This window comes from Pantoea sp. BJFS-204, from assembly GCF_049310725.1.
GTDB lineage: Bacteria > Pseudomonadota > Gammaproteobacteria > Enterobacterales > Enterobacteriaceae > Pantoea > Pantoea agglomerans.
On the sequence record NZ_JBMOWE010000005.1, the window covers coordinates 163,586 to 179,252 of the forward strand.

Annotated in this window: 23 protein-coding genes; 10 read left to right on the forward strand and 13 right to left on the reverse strand. The window is 54.1% G+C overall.

From position 1 onward, the window contains the following. Window position 1: 1 nt before the first annotated feature. From npr to ACO6VX_RS15485, 11 genes are all read right to left on the reverse strand, one after another. Complete coding sequence (gene npr, locus ACO6VX_RS15435) at window positions 2-274, reverse strand: PTS phosphocarrier protein NPr (RefSeq protein WP_010251923.1); 273 nt, start codon at window positions 272-274, stop codon at window positions 2-4. After that, on the reverse strand, window positions 271-1,125 hold the full coding sequence (gene rapZ / locus ACO6VX_RS15440) for an RNase adapter RapZ (protein ID WP_010251920.1): 855 nt from the start codon (window positions 1,123-1,125) through the stop codon (window positions 271-273). The genes npr and rapZ overlap by 4 nt, the downstream gene beginning before the upstream one ends. A gap of 47 nt (window positions 1,126-1,172) precedes the next feature. Continuing rightward, the gene (gene ptsN / locus ACO6VX_RS15445; RefSeq protein WP_010251916.1) at window positions 1,173-1,652 is read right to left on the reverse strand and encodes a PTS IIA-like nitrogen regulatory protein PtsN; all 480 of its coding nucleotides are present in this window, start codon (window positions 1,650-1,652) and stop codon (window positions 1,173-1,175) included. Between the two features lie 152 nt (window positions 1,653-1,804). Beyond that, window positions 1,805-2,092: a ribosome hibernation promoting factor gene (gene hpf / locus ACO6VX_RS15450; protein ID WP_010251913.1), complete on the reverse strand. Its 288-nt coding sequence runs from the start codon at window positions 2,090-2,092 to the stop codon at window positions 1,805-1,807. A 21-nt stretch (window positions 2,093-2,113) separates the two neighbouring features. After that, window positions 2,114-3,547: an RNA polymerase factor sigma-54 gene (gene rpoN, locus ACO6VX_RS15455; RefSeq protein WP_010251911.1), complete on the reverse strand. Its 1,434-nt coding sequence runs from the start codon at window positions 3,545-3,547 to the stop codon at window positions 2,114-2,116. Between the two features lie 48 nt (window positions 3,548-3,595). Next, window positions 3,596-4,321, reverse strand: coding sequence for an LPS export ABC transporter ATP-binding protein (lptB, locus tag ACO6VX_RS15460; protein WP_003851107.1), 726 nt, complete (start codon window positions 4,319-4,321; stop codon window positions 3,596-3,598). Window positions 4,322-4,326: 5 nt separating this feature from the next. After that, window positions 4,327-4,878 carry a lipopolysaccharide ABC transporter substrate-binding protein LptA gene (gene lptA, locus ACO6VX_RS15465; RefSeq protein WP_010672013.1) on the reverse strand — a complete coding sequence of 184 codons (552 nt, stop codon included), beginning with the start codon at window positions 4,876-4,878 and terminating at the stop codon, window positions 4,327-4,329. After that, window positions 4,853-5,425: an LPS export ABC transporter periplasmic protein LptC gene (gene lptC / locus ACO6VX_RS15470; RefSeq protein WP_010251907.1), complete on the reverse strand. Its 573-nt coding sequence runs from the start codon at window positions 5,423-5,425 to the stop codon at window positions 4,853-4,855. Before lptC ends, lptA begins: the two co-directional genes overlap by 26 nt. Further along, window positions 5,422-5,988: a 3-deoxy-manno-octulosonate-8-phosphatase KdsC gene (kdsC, locus tag ACO6VX_RS15475; protein ID WP_010251905.1), complete on the reverse strand. Its 567-nt coding sequence runs from the start codon at window positions 5,986-5,988 to the stop codon at window positions 5,422-5,424. The genes lptC and kdsC overlap by 4 nt, the downstream gene beginning before the upstream one ends. Window positions 5,989-6,001: 13 nt before the next feature. Continuing rightward, entirely contained in the window at window positions 6,002-6,985 is a 984-nt protein-coding gene (gene kdsD, locus ACO6VX_RS15480) for an arabinose-5-phosphate isomerase KdsD (protein WP_010251903.1), read from the reverse strand. Between the two features lie 16 nt (window positions 6,986-7,001). Beyond that, window positions 7,002-7,982: a calcium/sodium antiporter gene (locus ACO6VX_RS15485; protein ID WP_010251901.1), complete on the reverse strand. Its 981-nt coding sequence runs from the start codon at window positions 7,980-7,982 to the stop codon at window positions 7,002-7,004. Between ACO6VX_RS15485 and ACO6VX_RS15490 the strand changes: the two genes are divergently transcribed. The 8 genes from ACO6VX_RS15490 (at window position 7,981) to murA (ending at window position 13,015) form a co-directional block, all read left to right on the forward strand. Then, window positions 7,981-8,238, forward strand: a complete 258-nt coding sequence (locus tag ACO6VX_RS15490; protein ID WP_124889623.1) for a hypothetical protein — start codon at window positions 7,981-7,983, stop codon at window positions 8,236-8,238. The genes ACO6VX_RS15485 and ACO6VX_RS15490 overlap by 2 nt on opposite strands. Continuing rightward, on the forward strand, window positions 8,210-9,025 hold the full coding sequence (gene mlaF / locus ACO6VX_RS15495) for a phospholipid ABC transporter ATP-binding protein MlaF (protein ID WP_010251897.1): 816 nt from the start codon (window positions 8,210-8,212) through the stop codon (window positions 9,023-9,025). Before ACO6VX_RS15490 ends, mlaF begins: the two co-directional genes overlap by 29 nt. 4 nt (window positions 9,026-9,029) lie before the next feature. Further along, window positions 9,030-9,812, forward strand: coding sequence for a lipid asymmetry maintenance ABC transporter permease subunit MlaE (gene mlaE, locus ACO6VX_RS15500; protein WP_010251894.1), 783 nt, complete (start codon window positions 9,030-9,032; stop codon window positions 9,810-9,812). A gap of 4 nt (window positions 9,813-9,816) precedes the next feature. Further along, the gene (gene mlaD / locus ACO6VX_RS15505; RefSeq protein WP_010251890.1) at window positions 9,817-10,362 is read left to right on the forward strand and encodes an outer membrane lipid asymmetry maintenance protein MlaD; all 546 of its coding nucleotides are present in this window, start codon (window positions 9,817-9,819) and stop codon (window positions 10,360-10,362) included. 15 nt (window positions 10,363-10,377) lie between these two features. Beyond that, window positions 10,378-11,013, forward strand: coding sequence for a phospholipid-binding protein MlaC (gene mlaC, locus ACO6VX_RS15510; RefSeq protein ID WP_010251887.1), 636 nt, complete (start codon window positions 10,378-10,380; stop codon window positions 11,011-11,013). Continuing rightward, entirely contained in the window at window positions 11,013-11,318 is a 306-nt protein-coding gene (mlaB, locus tag ACO6VX_RS15515; protein ID WP_010251883.1) for a lipid asymmetry maintenance protein MlaB, read from the forward strand. Before mlaC ends, mlaB begins: the two co-directional genes overlap by 1 nt. A gap of 113 nt (window positions 11,319-11,431) precedes the next feature. Beyond that, complete coding sequence (ibaG, locus tag ACO6VX_RS15520) at window positions 11,432-11,689, forward strand: BolA family iron metabolism protein IbaG (protein WP_266093815.1); 258 nt, start codon at window positions 11,432-11,434, stop codon at window positions 11,687-11,689. Between the two features lie 66 nt (window positions 11,690-11,755). Then, window positions 11,756-13,015, forward strand: coding sequence for a UDP-N-acetylglucosamine 1-carboxyvinyltransferase (gene murA, locus ACO6VX_RS15525; RefSeq protein WP_422458184.1), 1,260 nt, complete (start codon window positions 11,756-11,758; stop codon window positions 13,013-13,015). A 73-nt stretch (window positions 13,016-13,088) separates the two neighbouring features. On the opposite strand, the gene ACO6VX_RS15530 is transcribed toward murA, so the two are convergent. Together ACO6VX_RS15530 and ispB are read right to left on the reverse strand one after the other, a co-directional pair. Then, a complete protein-coding gene (locus ACO6VX_RS15530; RefSeq protein ID WP_022625265.1) occupies window positions 13,089-13,373 on the reverse strand; it encodes a helix-turn-helix domain-containing protein in 285 nt (94 codons plus the stop codon). 238 nt (window positions 13,374-13,611) lie between these two features. Further along, window positions 13,612-14,583, reverse strand: coding sequence for an octaprenyl diphosphate synthase (ispB, locus tag ACO6VX_RS15535; RefSeq protein ID WP_031592018.1), 972 nt, complete (start codon window positions 14,581-14,583; stop codon window positions 13,612-13,614). Between the two features lie 257 nt (window positions 14,584-14,840). On the opposite strand from ispB, the gene rplU reads away from it, so the two are divergent. Both rplU and rpmA read left to right on the forward strand, forming a co-directional pair. Continuing rightward, window positions 14,841-15,152 carry a 50S ribosomal protein L21 gene (gene rplU / locus ACO6VX_RS15540; protein ID WP_008925416.1) on the forward strand — a complete coding sequence of 104 codons (312 nt, stop codon included), beginning with the start codon at window positions 14,841-14,843 and terminating at the stop codon, window positions 15,150-15,152. Window positions 15,153-15,167: 15 nt separating this feature from the next. Further along, window positions 15,168-15,425 (forward strand): 50S ribosomal protein L27, encoded by a 258-nt coding sequence (rpmA, locus tag ACO6VX_RS15545; RefSeq protein ID WP_003851093.1) that lies wholly within the window; start codon window positions 15,168-15,170, stop codon window positions 15,423-15,425. Window positions 15,426-15,667: the final 242 nt, after the last annotated feature.

The window sequence follows — 15,667 nt, forward strand, 5'->3', positions numbered from 1 at the left end:
ATTAATCTTCATCGAAACCCGCTTCAAATAACTCAATGACCGCTGCCAGCGCCGGGATCTCCTCCGGGCCGCTGGCTTCAATCTCAATGTGGCCGCCTTTTGCCGAGTCGAGCATCAGCAGCGCAATCACGCTGCTGGCTTCGGCTTCAGTGCCCGCTTCATTACGCAGTAATACTTCGGCATCAAAGCTCTGCACCAGCTCAAATAACTTCATCGCCGGACGTGCATGCATGCCCAGCTTATTTTTGATTTCTACAGTTTGTCTGACGGTCATGATTTGCGCTTTTCCAGCGTACGATGGCGTGACTGCACATTCTTACCCCGTGAACGGAAGTAATCTGCCAGCTGTTCTGCAATATAGACTGAGCGGTGTTTACCGCCGGTGCAGCCAATCGCCACGGTAAGATAGCTACGGTTATTGGTCTCCAGCATCGGCAGCCAGAGTTCAAGGTAGCTGCGCGTCTGGTAGATAAAATTATGCACTTCAGTGTGGCGATCAAGGAAGGCCGCCACAGGACGATCGAGGCCGGTCATCGGGCGCAGTTTGGGATCCCAGTGGGGGTTGGGCAGAAAGCGCACGTCAAATACATAGTCAGCGTCAATCGGAATGCCATGCTTGAAGCCAAACGACTCAAACACCATGGTCAGCTCACGTTCACGCTTGCCCAGCAGGCGGGTACGCAGCATCTCTGCCAGCTCGTGCACCGACATCTCTGAGGTGTCGATGATCAGATCGGCACGCGAACGAAGTGGCTCCAGCAGATCGCTCTCTTCATCAATCGCGCTCTCCAGCGAGAGGTTTTTGCTGGAGAGGGGATGCAGACGGCGCGTATCGCTGTAACGACGAATCAGGGTGTTGCGATCGGCGTCGAGAAACAGCAGCTGAGGGGAAAATGTATCAGGCAGATTATTCAGTGCGGTTTCAAAAATTTCCGGGGATTCGGGCATATTACGCACGTCGATGCTGACCGCCGCCGAAATATTGCGCTCAGCCAGCGAGTTAGCTAACTCAGGCAGCAGCACGACCGGCAGGTTATCAACGCAGTAGAACCCCATATCTTCCAGCGCACGGAGCGCCACTGACTTCCCCGAGCCTGAACGACCGCTAACGATCATCAGCACCATGACCTTCTCTCCCGTTTTAAAACCGGCACCGGGCCGGTAAAGACGCGTTACTGCTCCGACTGGACTTCCGTAATAATGGCATAGAGCTCTTCATCACTCTGCGCTGCGCGCAGACGACGGCAAACCGTTTTATCTGCCAGACGCTTTGCCACCAGTGACAGGGTGTGCAGATGTGTTTTGCACTGGTCAGCCGGGACCAGTAAGGCAAACAACAGATCGACCGGCTGGTTGTCGACGGCATCAAACGCAATCGGCTGTTCGAGGCTGATAAACACCCCAACCGCGCGCAGCGTATCCTCTTCCAGCTTGCCGTGCGGGATGGCTATCCCGTTACCAATACCGGTACTGCCCATGCGTTCGCGGGTCAGGATCGCTTCGAAAAGCGTCTGGTGCGGCAGGTTGAGCTGCTTAGCGGCCAGTTCGCTGATGATTTCCAGCGCACGTTTTTTGCTCTGGCAGTGGACGCCGCTGCGGGTGCAGTCTGGCGAAAGCACTGTGCTCAATTCCAGTGTGAGATCGTTGTTCATTATCGTTTCACTTGCGTGTTCACCAGGCCATTCACCGCCAGCGCGTATTGACGCGTGTGACAAACGGCGCCTGCTCAGATGACAAAACGGGGCGGATTATCCGCCCCATCCTGTCGGCTCTGCGCGCCAGGCGCGCGTCGCTAGCGTGAAGGTTAGTGTTTTTTCAGTTTATCTTTGTGTTTGGTCAGCTGACGGGTGAGCTTATCGATCAGTCCGTCAATGGCCGCATACATATCTTCCGCTTCGGATGTGGCGTGCAGCTCGCCACCATTCACGTGTAGTGTTGCGTCAGCCACCTGCGTGACTTTCTCAACCTTCAGGACAATATAGACCTGATTGATATGTTCAAAATAGTGTTCCAGTTTGGCAAATTTACCGTTGACGAATTCACGCAGAGGTGGAGTGATTTCAACGTGTTGCCCGGTCAGGTTCAGCTGCATAGGTCTTCCTTCTCATTTCTTTCAAACCAGTTGTTTACGCTGGTTCGATGGCGGGATGGATAAAGACTCACGATATTTGGCGACGGTACGCCGTGCCACCATGATCCCCTGATCAGATAACATGGAGGTCAGTTTACTGTCGCTCAAGGGTTTGGCTGGATTTTCCGCCGAAATTAATTTTTTCACCAGGGCACGAATCGCGGTAGAGGAGGCTTCACCGCCACCTTCCGTATTAACGTGACTGGAGAAAAAGTACTTCAGTTCAAAAATGCCACGCGGGCTGTGCAGATACTTCTGCGTGGTAACGCGGGAGATGGTCGATTCGTGCATCTCAACGGCCTGGGCGATATCCGCCAGCACCATCGGGCGCATAAATTCTTCACCCTGCTCGAAAAAGGCCTGCTGCTGCTCAACAATACAGCGCGTCACTTTCAGCAGGGTATCATTGCGGCTTTCCAGACTCTTAATCAGCCAGCGGGCTTCCTGCAGATTACTGCGAATGAACTGGCTGTCGCTGTCGTTCCGCGTCGCGCCGCTCATTGCCGCATAGTGCTGATTGATCTTCAGGCGTGGCACGCTATCGGCATTGAGTTCAACCGTCCAGCGGCTGCCGATCTTACGCACCAGCACATCGGGAATGACATATTCTGGTTCGCCGGTGTTGATCGACTGACCCGGACGCGGGTCCAGCGACTGAATCAGCAGCATCGCCTCTTTCAGCACCTCTTCTTTGAGGCGTGTGACCCGCATCAGGCTGCGGAAATCGTGGTTTGCCAGCAGATCGAGATGTTCGCTGACGATCAGGCGCGCCTCTGCCAGCATCGGCGTTTCGGGCGCATATTGTGAAAGCTGCACAAGCAGGCAGTCACGCAGGTCGCGCGCGCCAACACCAATCGGGTCAAAGCGCTGGATGCGTTTCAGCACCGCTTCAACTTCATCCGCTTCGAGCTCATCATCGCCGATGCTGTCAAGGATCTCCTCAAGCGAAACGGTGAGATACCCGGTGTCATCAATAGCATCGACAATAGAGGTGGCAATGGCGCGATCGGTATCGCTGAACGGCGTCAGGCCGACCTGCCACATCAGATAATCCTGCAGCGACTGGGTTGTTTCGCCCTGATAAACCGGTAACTCATCATCCTGGTAATCGGTGCCGGTGCCGGAAGGCGTACCCGCGGTGTAGATCTCATCCCAGGTCGCATCCAGCGGCAGTTCATCAGGCATCTCTTTCTGCTCAAGCGCTTCGCGTGTATCCAGCGCCTCGGCCTCTGAAGACTCCCGTGAATCGATCTCTTCATGCAGGTCAGTCTGCTCAAGCAGCGGATTACTTTCCAGCGCAAGCTGAAGCTCCTGCTGGAGTTCAAGCGTAGAGAGTTGCAGCAGGCGAATCGCCTGTTGCAATTGCGGAGTCATTGCCAGCTGTTGGCTGAACCTGAGTTGTAAACCTTGCTTCATAGACAGGATGATCGTTCCCAGGTAAACATCGGTATTAACGACACCTTATCAGAGTCTGAACTCTTCACCCAAATAAACCCGCTTAACCTGCTCATCCGCAAGAATTTCATTCGGTGTGCCGTGTGCGATCAGGTGCCCCTGGCTGACGATATAAGCCCGCTCACAGACCGCTAACGTTTCGCGTACGTTATGGTCGGTAATCAGCACACCGAGGCCGCTGTCACGCAGATGCTCAATGATCTTCTTAATGTCGATAACGGAGATGGGGTCAACACCGGCAAAAGGTTCATCCAGCAGGATAAATTTAGGATTAGCCGCCAGCGCCCGCGCAATCTCAACACGACGTCGCTCACCACCCGAAAGTGCCTGGCCCATGCTGTCGCGCAGGTGCTCAATGTGAAACTCTTCCATCAGCTCACGGGCACGATCCTGGCGTTGCTCTTCGGTCAGGTCGTCACGGATCTGCAAGACCGCCATCAGGTTATCGTAGACGCTGAGGCGACGGAAGATCGATGCCTCCTGCGGCAGATAGCCGATGCCACGACGCGCACGGGCATGCAGCGGCAGGATGCTGATATCTTCATCATCAATAATAATGCGGCCAGCGTCACGCGGCACAATGCCCACTACCATGTAAAAGGTGGTGGTTTTACCGGCACCGTTCGGGCCCAGCAGGCCGACAATCTCGCCGGATTTGACCTGCAGGCTGACATCTTCTACCACGCGACGGCCCTTATATGCCTTCGCCAGGTTTTCTGCGATTAATGTGGCCATAGCTATCAGTTACTCTTCTTTCCGCTGTTGGACGAACCTTTGTCCTGAAGTTGCGACGGCACCAGTACAGTCGTGACGCGCTTGTTCTGACCCTGACTGAAAGCCTGCATTTTCTGCTCTTTCACCAGGTAGGTAATACGATCGCCTTTGATGTTGCTGTCCTGCTGCTCAATGAACGCATTGCCGGTCAGTTCAACGAAATCATTAGCCAGTTCATAGTGCAGTTTTGCGGCATGACCCTGTACCGGCTTACCGCTGTCCTGCATCTGATAGAAGGTGGCGGGATTACCGTAGGCGTCAACGATGGTTTTCTTGCTGTCGCCGCCCGGACGGGTCACCACGACTTTATCTGCCGTGATTTTAATTGAGCCCTGCGTCACGATGACATTGCCGGTAAAGGTCGCGACATTGCCTTGCAAATCCAGCGCCTGATTCTGCGAGTCAATATTGACGGGCTTGTCCGAGTCACCGGTCAGAGCCAGCGCCGGAACGCTGGTTGCCAGCAGCATGCTGGCCAGTAAAAGCTTCAGGCTATTTTTGTTCATTTTGAATTTCATAAGAGGTTTTGACCTTCTCGATTAACTCGGCGTTTTTTGTCCGTAAATTGCCGCGCATTTTCATGCCGGTGGAGTTAAAACTGCGGCCATACAATGTCACCTGGTCATCAGAGGTAACGTCCTGAGTGACAAGATTAATCTGGGCGTTATCGGTTTTGATCCGCTCAAGCTGAGAATCCTGCGTCAGCGTATTCAGCTCAACATGGCCATACAGGTAAAGCATACGATCTTTGGTGAGCTTTGCTTTATCCGCGCGTAACGTCCAGGTAGGGATTTTGTTCTCATCAAAGGTGGTCATGACCGGATTGTCGAACCAGCTCAGTTCATCATCCGAGAAATAGGTCACTTTGTCAGAGACCAGTTTATATGACAGCGCGCCCTGCGGGTTATAAACCACAGTGTGTGAATCAGCACTGGTGTAGGTCGGTGACTGACTGTCCGTCCCGACTGGCGTGCCATCGTCATCCTGGTTAGTAAGATTCCAGCCGATCAAAACCAGTGCAATCAAGGTCAGAATCAGCGTTATCCAACGCCTGCTTTTACTCATACTGATTGCCCTTTGGCATCCTCAAATTTGTTCTGCGCCATTAAGATCAGGTCACATACTTCGCGAACTGCACCGCGTCCACCGGCAATCCGCGTGACATAATGCGCGCGCGGCAACAGGATCGGATGTGCATCCGCCACCGCCACGCTTAAACCCACTTTCGCCATAACCGGCCAGTCGATCAGATCGTCACCAATGTAGGCGACCTGGTCGTCGGAAAGAGACAGTTTATCCAGAAGTTCACGATAGGCCAAAAGCTTATCCGATTGTCCCTGATAAAGATGACGGATGCCGAGCGTTTTGCAGCGATCTTCCATCAGACGGGCATTGCGGCCGGTAATAATAGCCACTTCCACATCGGAGGTCAGCAAACAGCGAACGCCGTAACCGTCCCGCACGTTGAATGCCTTCAGCTCTTCGCCATTATTCCCCATGTAGATCACTCCGTCGGACATCACGCCATCGACATCGCAGATCAGCAGACGAATTCTGCTGGCGCGCGCCATAACGTCAGCGCTGACCGGGCCGTAGCAGGTTTCAATCGGGTGGGTTGCCTGTTGCATTTTCTCTTCCTGTTCAGACTACGCCAGCGCGCAGCATGTCATGCATATGTACCACACCGAGCAGATGGTCGTCATCGGCCACCAGAATCGAGGTAATGTTTTTGGTCTGCATCAGGTTCAGGGCTTCCACCGCCAGCATATTAGGCCGGACGCGGATGCCACCTGGCGTCATCACTTCCCCGATGGTGGCGCGCTGGAAATCGATGCCCATATCAAAGATGCGGCGCAGGTCACCATCGGTAAAGATACCTTCAATTTTCATCAGGTCGTCGACGATCACCGTCAGCCCCAGATTTTTGCGGGTAATCTCCAGCAGCGCATCGCGCAGCGAGGCGTCCCGTGTGACGTGCGGCAGCTCATCGCCACTGTGCATGATATCAGCCACATGCAGCAGCAGTTTACGGCCCAGCGCACCACCAGGATGGGACAAAGCAAAGTCTTCGGCGGTGAAGCCGCGCGCTTCCAGCAGCGAAACCGCCAGCGCGTCACCCATCACCAGCGTGGCCGTGGTGCTGGTGGTCGGTGCCAGACCCAGCGGGCAGGCTTCCTGCGGAACATGGACACACAGATGCACATCGGCAACCCGGCCCATCGCACTGTCAGGCCTTCCGGTCATGCAGATCAGCGTAATGTGCTGACGCTTTAAAACCGGAATCAGCGCGAGGATTTCGTTCGACTCACCGCTGTTGGAGATGGCGATGACCACATCATTTTTGCTCACCATGCCCAGATCGCCATGGCTGGCTTCGGCCGGATGAACAAAAAAAGCGGGCGTGCCGGTACTGGCAAAGGTCGCCGCCATTTTTTTGCCGATATGGCCAGACTTGCCCATGCCCATCACCACCACTTTACCCTGACAGGCGTAGATCAGGGCGCAGGCGCGGGCGAAATCGTCGTTAATATATTGATCGAGTTGTTCCAGACCTTCGCGCTCAATGCGCAGTACGGTTTTCCCCGCCTGCTGGAAATCAAATGCTGTTGGTTGCTGATATGACATAGTGAGTCTGTCCTTGTTAGCCGTCCATGAATGCCGGCTGCATCCACAGCAGCGTCACCCAGACGAAGAAACCACAGAGTAAAAATAAGCCTGCCGTACGGCCAACGCGGCGGCGACGTAGCAGGCAGAGCAGGGCAAACAGCACGCTGACTCCCAGCATCACCCAGTAATCACGGGCGAAGGCGTGATAATCGACACTGCCAGGGTGAATCAGCGCCGGCAGACCCAGCACAATGGCAATATTATAAATGTTGGCGCCGATAAGATTGCCGATCGCGATATCATCTTCGCCTTTCAGCGCACCGGCAATAACCGTTGCCAGCTCGGGCAGGCTGGTGCCCACGGCGATCAGCGTCAGGCCCATCACCAGTTCGCTGACGCCAAAATAGTCGGCAAACGCAGTGGCATTGTCGATCACCATTCGTGTCGACATCGGCAGGATAATCAGCGCGACGGCCAGCCAGAGAAAGGCCACCGTATTTCCGCTCTCTTCGCGTGGCAGCTCGGCCAGCTGCTCGCGGGTCAGGGTGTCGTTGTTATCCCGTTCTGCTTTACGCGCAATGCGAATTACCACCATCAGATAAATCGCGGCAATGGCGATCAGGCCTATTCCATCCAGTCGACTAAGCTGATTGTCAAACAGCATGAAACCGCTGAGCAGGGTAACCAGCAACATTAACGGCAGTTCACGGCGTATCAGATTAGAATGGACGCTGAGCGGGTGCATAAGCGCAGCGGCACCCAGGATGAGTAAAATATTGGTAATATTCGAGCCGAGCGCGGTGCCAACAGCAAGATCCATCTGGCCATGCTGCGCGGCGGAAAAGGAGAGGATCATCTCTGGCAGCGAGGTGCCGATGCTGACAACGGTCATGCCAATAATCAGTGGCGGGATGCCAAATGATCGACACAGTATAGAGGCGCTAAACACCAGACGATCGGCACCATATGCCAGTAAAAGCAAACCGATAATCAGCAGTGCAGAAGCTACGAACATGAAAAATCCTTGCGTAAAAACCCAGGCCGGCAATGCCTTTCCCGACCGGTTTAAGGTTCTGTTTGGCGAGACAGGCGCTGATTTTGACCGTCCGGACGGCAAAAGTAAATTTAATGACCATTTTCGCCAAATCTTAGCGGTAAGTTTCTGTAAAGCTATCGTGAATCAGGACCGAACAGGCTACCATCGTACCCCATGTTTACGCCCGATCCTTACAAGAGGTTATAATGATCCAGCAGCAATCGAATCTGGTTGAGGTTCGTGGCGTGAGTTTTTCGCGCGGAGATCGCACCATCTTCGATGACATTTCGCTGACCGTGCCAAAAGGCAAAGTGACGGCGATAATGGGGCCGTCGGGGATAGGAAAAACCACGCTGCTACGCTTGATTGGGGGGCAACTTCAGCCGACCAGCGGTGAAATCTTTTTCCGTGGTGAAAACATTCCGTCACTGTCTCGCACTAAATTGTACGAAGCGCGCAAAAAAATGAGCATGCTGTTCCAGTCTGGCGCGCTGTTTACTGACCTGACGGTCTATGAAAATGTTGCCTGGCCGCTGCGTGAACATACCCGTCTGCCTCCTCCGCTGCTGCACAGCACTGTGCTGATGAAGCTGGAAGCGGTGGGTCTGCGTGGCGCGGCCCAGCTGAAGCCCGCGGAGCTGTCGGGCGGAATGGCGCGTCGTGTGGCACTGGCGCGCGCTATTGCGCTGGAGCCGGAACTGATCATGTTTGATGAGCCTTTCGTCGGTCAGGATCCGATCACGATGGGCGTGCTGGTAAAACTCATTGATGAACTGAACCATGCTCTGGGCCTGACCTGTATTGTGGTCTCGCACGACGTACCGGAAGTACTGAGTATTGCGGACTATGCCTATATCGTGGCCGGACAAAAAATTATCGCACACGGCACCACGCCGGAGTTGCGAGCGAACAATGACCCGCGCGTTCGCCAGTTTATTGATGGCGATGCGGATGGTCCGGTTCCCTTCCGTTTTCCTGCCGGCGACTATCTCGCTGATTTAACCGGCTCAGGGAGTAACTAAACTGATGGTGTTGAAGGCGCTGGCGACATTTGGACGTCAGGGAATTGAAACGTGCGCCAGTTTTGGACGCGCAGGACTCATGCTCTTTCATGCGCTGGTGGGCAAGCCAGCGTTCCGCAGACACACGCCGCTACTGATTAAACAACTTTATAGCGTCGGCGTGCTGTCGCTGCTGATCATCGTGGTTTCCGGTCTGTTTATCGGCATGGTGCTTGGCCTTCAGGGTTATCTGGTCTTAAACACCTATGGCGCGGAAACCAGCCTCGGTATGCTGGTGGCGTTGTCATTGCTGCGCGAACTGGGGCCGGTTGTGACCGCGCTGCTGTTCGCCGGACGGGCAGGGTCTGCGCTGACCGCCGAAATCGGCCTGATGAAGGCCACCGAACAGCTCTCCAGTATGGAGATGATGGCGGTTGACCCGTTGCGCCGGGTGGTCTCGCCGCGCTTCTGGGCCGGTTTTATCAGTATGCCGTTACTGACGCTGATTTTTACCGCGGTAGGGATTGCCGGTGGGGCGCTGGTCGGGGTGAGCTGGAAAGGGATTGATCCTGGTTTCTTCTGGTCGGCGATGCAGAATGCCGTCGATTTTCGTGCCGATGTGGTTAACTGCCTGATTAAAAGTGCGGTATTTGCCATTACCGTGACGTGGATTGCGCTGTTTAACGGCTATGATGCGATTCCAACCTCTGAAGGGATCAGTCGCGCGACGACGCGCACTGTGGTGCACGCGTCACTGGCGGTGCTCGGATTGGATTTTGTGCTGACAGCACTGATGTTTGGGAATTGATGCAATGCAAAGCAAAAAAAGCGAAATCTGGGTTGGCATATTTATGATTATGGCGTTGCTGGCGGCGCTGTTTCTCGCGCTGCGCGTCGCCGATTTAAAGTCAATGGGCACCGAGCCGACGTGGAAGCTCTACGCCACCTTTGACAATATTGGTGGTCTCAAAGCCAGTTCGCCGGTCAAGATTGGTGGGGTGGTGATTGGCCGGGTGACCGACATTGAGTTAGAGCCGAAAACGCTGCTGCCGCGTGTCACCATGGACATCAGCGATCAGTATGCGAATAAAATTTCAGACACCAGCTCGCTGGCGGTTCGCACTCAGGGACTACTGGGTGAGCAATTCCTGGCACTCAATTTAGGATTTGACGATCCTGAACTGGGTTCGGCGATGCTGAAAGATGGCGATACGCTGCGCGATACGAAATCCGCCATGGTGCTCGAAGACCTGATCGGTCAGTTCCTTTATAAGAGCGGCGATAATAAACAAAACAGTGAAAACAAGGATGCGCAGGAAGGCGACAGTGCTGCGCCTGCGGCACCGGCTCAACCTTAAAGAAGAGGGTATACCATGTTTAAACGTTTACTGATGATTGCCATGCTGGTGGTTGCGGTACCGCTGACGGCAACCGCAGCCGATCAGAGCAACCCTTACAAACTGATGAATGAAGCGGCGCAAAAGACGTTCACCCGTCTGAAAAACGAGCAGCCGAAAATCAAGCAGGACCCTAACTACCTGCGTCAGATTGTGCGTCAGGAGCTGCTGCCTTATGTACAGATCAAATATGCGGGCGCGTTAGTGCTGGGCCGCTACTATCGTGATTCGACGCCCGCTCAGCGTGAAGCCTACTTCAGCGCCTTTGGTGACTATCTGGCGCAGGCTTATGGTCAGGCACTGGCACTGTACAACGGACAGAGCTACCAGATTCAACCTGAGCAGCCGTTAGGCGATGCCCAGATTGTCGCTATTCGCGTTTCCATTATCGATCCAAATGGCCGTCCACCGGTTCGCCTCGACTTCCAGTGGCGTAAAAACAGCCAGAGCGGTAACTGGCAGGCGTATGACATGATCGCTGAAGGCGTCAGCATGATCACCACCAAACAAAATGAGTGGAGCGATCTTTTACGTACCAAAGGTATCGATGGTCTGACGGCGCAGCTGAAATCTTCTGCGGCACAGCCAATCACGCTGGATAAACAACAATAATGCACGAATCGTTACGCTGGGAGCGGGAAGCCAGCACGCTATTACTGAAAGGCGAACTGGATCGCGACACGCTGATGAGCCTGTGGCAGCAACGTGAAACGCTGATTAAAGATGTCGATACCATCGACGTCGCGGCGCTGGAGCGTGTGGACTCTTCCGGGCTTGCCCTGCTGGTGCACCTGCGGGAAATCGCGCGGGCACAGGGTATTACCCCTCGCTTTACGGGCATCAGCGACAAACTGCATTCGCTGATAACGCTTTACAATCTGCAACAGATTATTGTTTCTGCGGATAAAAGCGCCTGATATCCGGTTGTTATGCTAAGCCCCTGTTTTCAACAGGGGCTTTTGCGTATTTAAGAGTCAGCCGCTTTCCTCTACTATGTCAGCCTTATTATTATTAAGTGAAGTTAAGCCCAATGGAAAACAGTGAAATTCAGGCCGTGCTGATGGCAGCATTGCCTTTAGACGAAGTGCATGTGATGAGCAATGATGGCAGCCATTTTCAGGTGATCGCCGTAGGCGAACTGTTTGGCGAACTGAGCCGCGTGAAAAAGCAGCAGGCTGTCTACGTGCCGCTGATGGAATTTATCGCGGATAACCGCATTCATGCTGTCTCTATCAAAACCTATACTCCCGCTGAATGGGCGCGTGACCGTAAACTCAACGGTTTCTGATCCCCAGCGGGGTGAACTCGTCGCTGGCGAGTCCAATCTTTAGCTAGTTAATTGAGAGCCGTGTTAATGGACAAATTTCGTGTGCAAGGCCCCACCCGCTTAAGTGGTGAAGTAACCATTTCCGGGGCAAAGAACGCCGCGCTTCCTATTCTGTTTGCTGCGCTGCTGGCTGAAGAGCCGGTCGAGATCCAGAATGTGCCAAAGCTGCGCGACATTGATACCACCATGAAGCTGCTGAGCCAGCTGGGTGCGAAGGTGGAACGCAACGGTTCTGTGCATGTCGATGCCAGCGCGGTAGATGTATTTTGTGCGCCTTACGATCTGGTCAAAACTATGCGTGCCTCAATCTGGGCGCTGGGCCCGCTGGTGGCGCGTTTTGGTCAGGGTCAGGTTTCCCTGCCGGGTGGCTGCGCTATCGGCGCGCGTCCGGTTGATCTGCACATTACCGGTCTTGAACAGCTGGGTGCCGAGATCAAGCTGGAAGAGGGCTACGTGAAAGCGTCAGTCAATGGCCGCCTGAAGGGCGCACTGATTGTCATGGACAAAATCAGCGTCGGCGCGACCGTGACCATCATGAGTGCTGCGACGCTGGCGACCGGTACCACCGTGATTGAGAATGCGGCGCGTGAGCCGGAAATTGTCGATACCGCCAACTTCCTTAACACCCTGGGCGCCAGAATCAGTGGTGCAGGCAGCGATAAAATCACCATCGAAGGCGTAGAGCGTCTGGGTGGCGGTGTTTATCGTGTCCTGCCGGATCGTATCGAAACCGGTACCTTCCTGGTGGCTGCGGCCATTTCAGGTGGCAAACTGATGTGTCACAAAACCCAGCCGGATACGCTGGATGCTGTGCTGGCCAAGCTGCGTGATGCGGGGGCCGATATCGAAACCGGCGAAGACTGGATCAGTCTGGATATGCACGGCAAGCGGCCAAAAGCGGTCAACGTGCGCACTGCACCGCATCCAGGTTTCCCGACCGATATGCAGGCGCAGTTCACACTGTTAAACATGGTCGCGGAAGGCACGGGCGTAATTACCGAAACCATCTTCGAAAACCGTTTCATGCATATCCCGGAACTGATTCGTATGGGCGGACATGCTGAGATTGAGAGCAACACGGCGATCTGTCATGGGGTTGAAACCCTGTCAGGTGCGCAGGTGATGGCGACCGATTTGCGTGCGTCTGCCAGCCTGGTTCTGGCCGGTTGTATTGCGGAAGGAACGACGTTTGTTGATCGCATTTATCACATCGATCGTGGCTATGAGCACATCGAAGATAAGCTGAAAGCCATGGGCGCAAACATCGAGCGCGTCAGCGAAGAGTAATCCCGCAGATGCTCTGAAAGAGCCAGCCCCCTTTGGGGGCTGGTTTTTTTTCGCCTGAGGATCGCCTGAGTTTTCAGGCGGTATCGGAATGATCGACAGGCGCCCGGATACGTTTTCTGCGATCCAGCAGGCAGTGGGTCTCGGGATCGTAATAGCGGCTGGGCCAGATCTCACAAGGATGAACCTTGATCGCGTCAGCGATCAACCATTCGCCCTTGGGCCATGGACGCGTGAGCGCATTAGCCAGCGTTGATGAACTGAGACCTGCTGCGCGTGACAGCGCCGCGAGTGTCATTCCACGCTTATGCAGCGCCGCGATAATGTCAGCCGGGTGCCAGTCTTCCATCCTTTTTTGCATATCCTGTTCTCCTTTTCCCTGTCATTGCGTCGTCCAGCAGGACGTGAGCTTTCCTTTTTACCGTTATCTGGAAAGATTGAGGTTTTTATAGCAAATAGTTCCCATTAGTTTCCAGTAATATTTGGATCCAGCATCTGATCTGTGGGGTGGCATGCAAAAGGAGTGCAACAGCTAAGAGATAACAAAAAGAAGTGAGAGCAGGGACGTAAAAACGGAGCCTGTCAGGCTCCGTGAGGGATCAGAAATCGCGCTGAACTGACATGTGCGCCAGCGACTCCAGCGCACTGCGCCACGGCGATTCGGGCAGAATACGCAAGGCGTCAATGGCTTTATCCGCTTCCTGTTCGGCGCGGCTGCGCGTCCATTCGAGTGAACCACACTGATTCATCGCTTCCAGTACCGGTTCCAGCAGATGGCGGCCATTTCCCTGCTCAATGGCTTCACGGATCATCTTCGCCTGCTCAGGTGAGCCGTGCTGCATAGCATGCAGCAGTGGCAGCGTGGGTTTGCCTTCACTCAGATCATCGCCGGTATTTTTGCCCAGCGTCTCGCCATCAGCACTGTAATCCAGTAAGTCGTCAATTAACTGGAAAGCGGTGCCCAGATAGCGTCCATAATCCTGTAGCGCTTTTTCCTCTTCAGGTGTGGCTTCAGCCAGTATCGCCGAGGCCTGCGAGGCCGCTTCAAACAGACGCGCGGTCTTGCTGTAAATCACGCGCATGTAGCTCTCTTCGGTGATGTCGGGATCGTTGACGTTCATCAGCTGCAGGACTTCGCCCTCAGCAATCACGTTTACCGCTTCTGACATCAGCGCCAGGATACGCAGCGAACCCATGCTGGTCATCATCTGGAAGGCGCGGGTGTAAATAAAATCACCGACCAGCACGCTTGCCGCATTGCCAAACGCCGCGTTCGCGGTCGCTTTGCCACGACGCATATCGGATTCATCCACGACATCGTCATGCAGCAGCGTGGCGGTGTGGATAAATTCGATCAGCGCCGCATTGGTCACGTGAAGATCGCCCTTGTAGCCCATGGCACGTGCGGATAGCACGGCAATCATGGGACGGATACGCTTGCCCCCACCACTGATGATGTAGTAGCCCAACTGGTTGATGAGCGAGACATCTGAATTCAGCTGGTCGAGGATGGTCTGGTTAACGGCAGCCATATCCTGTGCGGTTAATTCATTAATCTGTTCTAAGTTCATTCGTCTTTTCAGCTATGACTCGTTATCTCTGCCATGGTAAGTGCTTTTACCCAGCCAGCGTTCAGGTAATCTGTTACTGATTGTACTTGAATTTTCTGCCTGAGAAACGGTTGCATTCAGCCTGTGTTTTTTTTCTGCAAGAGTGTGCAAAGTGCTCTTGTCTTCTTCTGGAGTTTTGCGTAGAATTCGCGCCCTATTGTGAATATTTAGCGCGCCGCCTGATGAACTAAAAGGCAAGCGCAGAAGCGGAGTTTTATATGTACGCGGTTTTCCAAAGTGGTGGTAAACAACACCGAGTAAGCGAAGGTCAGACCGTTCGCCTGGAAAAGCTGGACATCGCAACCGGTGAAACGATTGAGTTTGACCAGGTTCTGATGATTGCTAATGGCGAAGACGTGAAAATCGGCGCGCCACTGGTTTCAGGCGGAATGATCAAGGCAGAAGTTGTTGCTCACGGTCGTGGCGAGAAAATTAAGATCGTTAAGTTTCGTCGTCGTAAGCACTACCGTAAGCAAGCAGGCCATCGCCAGTGGTTCACTGATGTGAAAATCACTGGTATCACGGCATAAGAGGAGATCTGACAAATGGCACATAAAAAGGCTGGTGGTTCGACTCGAAATGGTCGTGACTCCAATGCAAAACGTCTGGGTGTAAAACGTTTCGGTGGCGAATCTGTTCTGGCAGGTAGCATCATCGTTCGTCAGCGTGGCACCAAATTCCACGCCGGTACCAATGTAGGTTGTGGTCGTGACCACACCCTGTTTGCTACCGCAGACGGTAAAGTACAGTTCGAAGTTAAAGGTCCGAACAACCGTAAATACATCAGCATCGTTGCTGAGTAAGGTTGTCGTGACGCAGACGTTTAACGTCTGAACGCACGAATTGAAGGCCCCGCAGCTCCTGCGGGGCTTTTTACATTCTGCGGTCTGTTGCGGTAAAAGCGACGCATCACAAAAGTTTGCTGTACACTTTATGTACGCACTGGCGAAAGCCAATCCTGATTTATCCGCCGCTGGTCAGCGCAGAAGACCCTGGCGGACCCGTCTGCAGAGTGCTGCAGGCGATTGTGTGACGGAGATAGAAA

Excerpts from the sequence above, each read along its gene's own strand:
- npr (WP_010251923.1), bottom strand. The coding sequence starts at position 274 with ATGACCGTCAGACAAACTGTAGAAATCAAAAATAAGCTGGGCATGCAT.
- rplU (WP_008925416.1), top strand. The coding sequence starts at position 14,841 with ATGTACGCGGTTTTCCAAAGTGGTGGTAAACAACACCGAGTAAGCGAA.
- rapZ (WP_010251920.1), bottom strand. The coding sequence starts at position 1,125 with ATGGTGCTGATGATCGTTAGCGGTCGTTCAGGCTCGGGGAAGTCAGTG.
- ACO6VX_RS15530 (WP_022625265.1), bottom strand. The coding sequence starts at position 13,373 with ATGCAAAAAAGGATGGAAGACTGGCACCCGGCTGACATTATCGCGGCG.
- murA (WP_422458184.1), top strand. The coding sequence starts at position 11,756 with ATGGACAAATTTCGTGTGCAAGGCCCCACCCGCTTAAGTGGTGAAGTA.
- ACO6VX_RS15485 (WP_010251901.1), bottom strand. The coding sequence starts at position 7,982 with ATGTTCGTAGCTTCTGCACTGCTGATTATCGGTTTGCTTTTACTGGCA.
- lptC (WP_010251907.1), bottom strand. The coding sequence starts at position 5,425 with ATGAGTAAAAGCAGGCGTTGGATAACGCTGATTCTGACCTTGATTGCA.
- ACO6VX_RS15490 (WP_124889623.1), top strand. The coding sequence starts at position 7,981 with ATGAAAAATCCTTGCGTAAAAACCCAGGCCGGCAATGCCTTTCCCGAC.
- lptB (WP_003851107.1), bottom strand. The coding sequence starts at position 4,321 with ATGGCCACATTAATCGCAGAAAACCTGGCGAAGGCATATAAGGGCCGT.
- lptA (WP_010672013.1), bottom strand. The coding sequence starts at position 4,878 with ATGAAATTCAAAATGAACAAAAATAGCCTGAAGCTTTTACTGGCCAGC.
- ispB (WP_031592018.1), bottom strand. The coding sequence starts at position 14,583 with ATGAACTTAGAACAGATTAATGAATTAACCGCACAGGATATGGCTGCC.
- mlaD (WP_010251890.1), top strand. The coding sequence starts at position 9,817 with ATGCAAAGCAAAAAAAGCGAAATCTGGGTTGGCATATTTATGATTATG.
- kdsD (WP_010251903.1), bottom strand. The coding sequence starts at position 6,985 with ATGTCATATCAGCAACCAACAGCATTTGATTTCCAGCAGGCGGGGAAA.
- mlaE (WP_010251894.1), top strand. The coding sequence starts at position 9,030 with ATGGTGTTGAAGGCGCTGGCGACATTTGGACGTCAGGGAATTGAAACG.
- kdsC (WP_010251905.1), bottom strand. The coding sequence starts at position 5,988 with ATGCAACAGGCAACCCACCCGATTGAAACCTGCTACGGCCCGGTCAGC.
- ptsN (WP_010251916.1), bottom strand. The coding sequence starts at position 1,652 with ATGAACAACGATCTCACACTGGAATTGAGCACAGTGCTTTCGCCAGAC.
- hpf (WP_010251913.1), bottom strand. The coding sequence starts at position 2,092 with ATGCAGCTGAACCTGACCGGGCAACACGTTGAAATCACTCCACCTCTG.
- mlaC (WP_010251887.1), top strand. The coding sequence starts at position 10,378 with ATGTTTAAACGTTTACTGATGATTGCCATGCTGGTGGTTGCGGTACCG.
- mlaF (WP_010251897.1), top strand. The coding sequence starts at position 8,210 with ATGATCCAGCAGCAATCGAATCTGGTTGAGGTTCGTGGCGTGAGTTTT.
- mlaB (WP_010251883.1), top strand. The coding sequence starts at position 11,013 with ATGCACGAATCGTTACGCTGGGAGCGGGAAGCCAGCACGCTATTACTG.
- rpmA (WP_003851093.1), top strand. The coding sequence starts at position 15,168 with ATGGCACATAAAAAGGCTGGTGGTTCGACTCGAAATGGTCGTGACTCC.
- ibaG (WP_266093815.1), top strand. The coding sequence starts at position 11,432 with ATGGAAAACAGTGAAATTCAGGCCGTGCTGATGGCAGCATTGCCTTTA.
- rpoN (WP_010251911.1), bottom strand. The coding sequence starts at position 3,547 with ATGAAGCAAGGTTTACAACTCAGGTTCAGCCAACAGCTGGCAATGACT.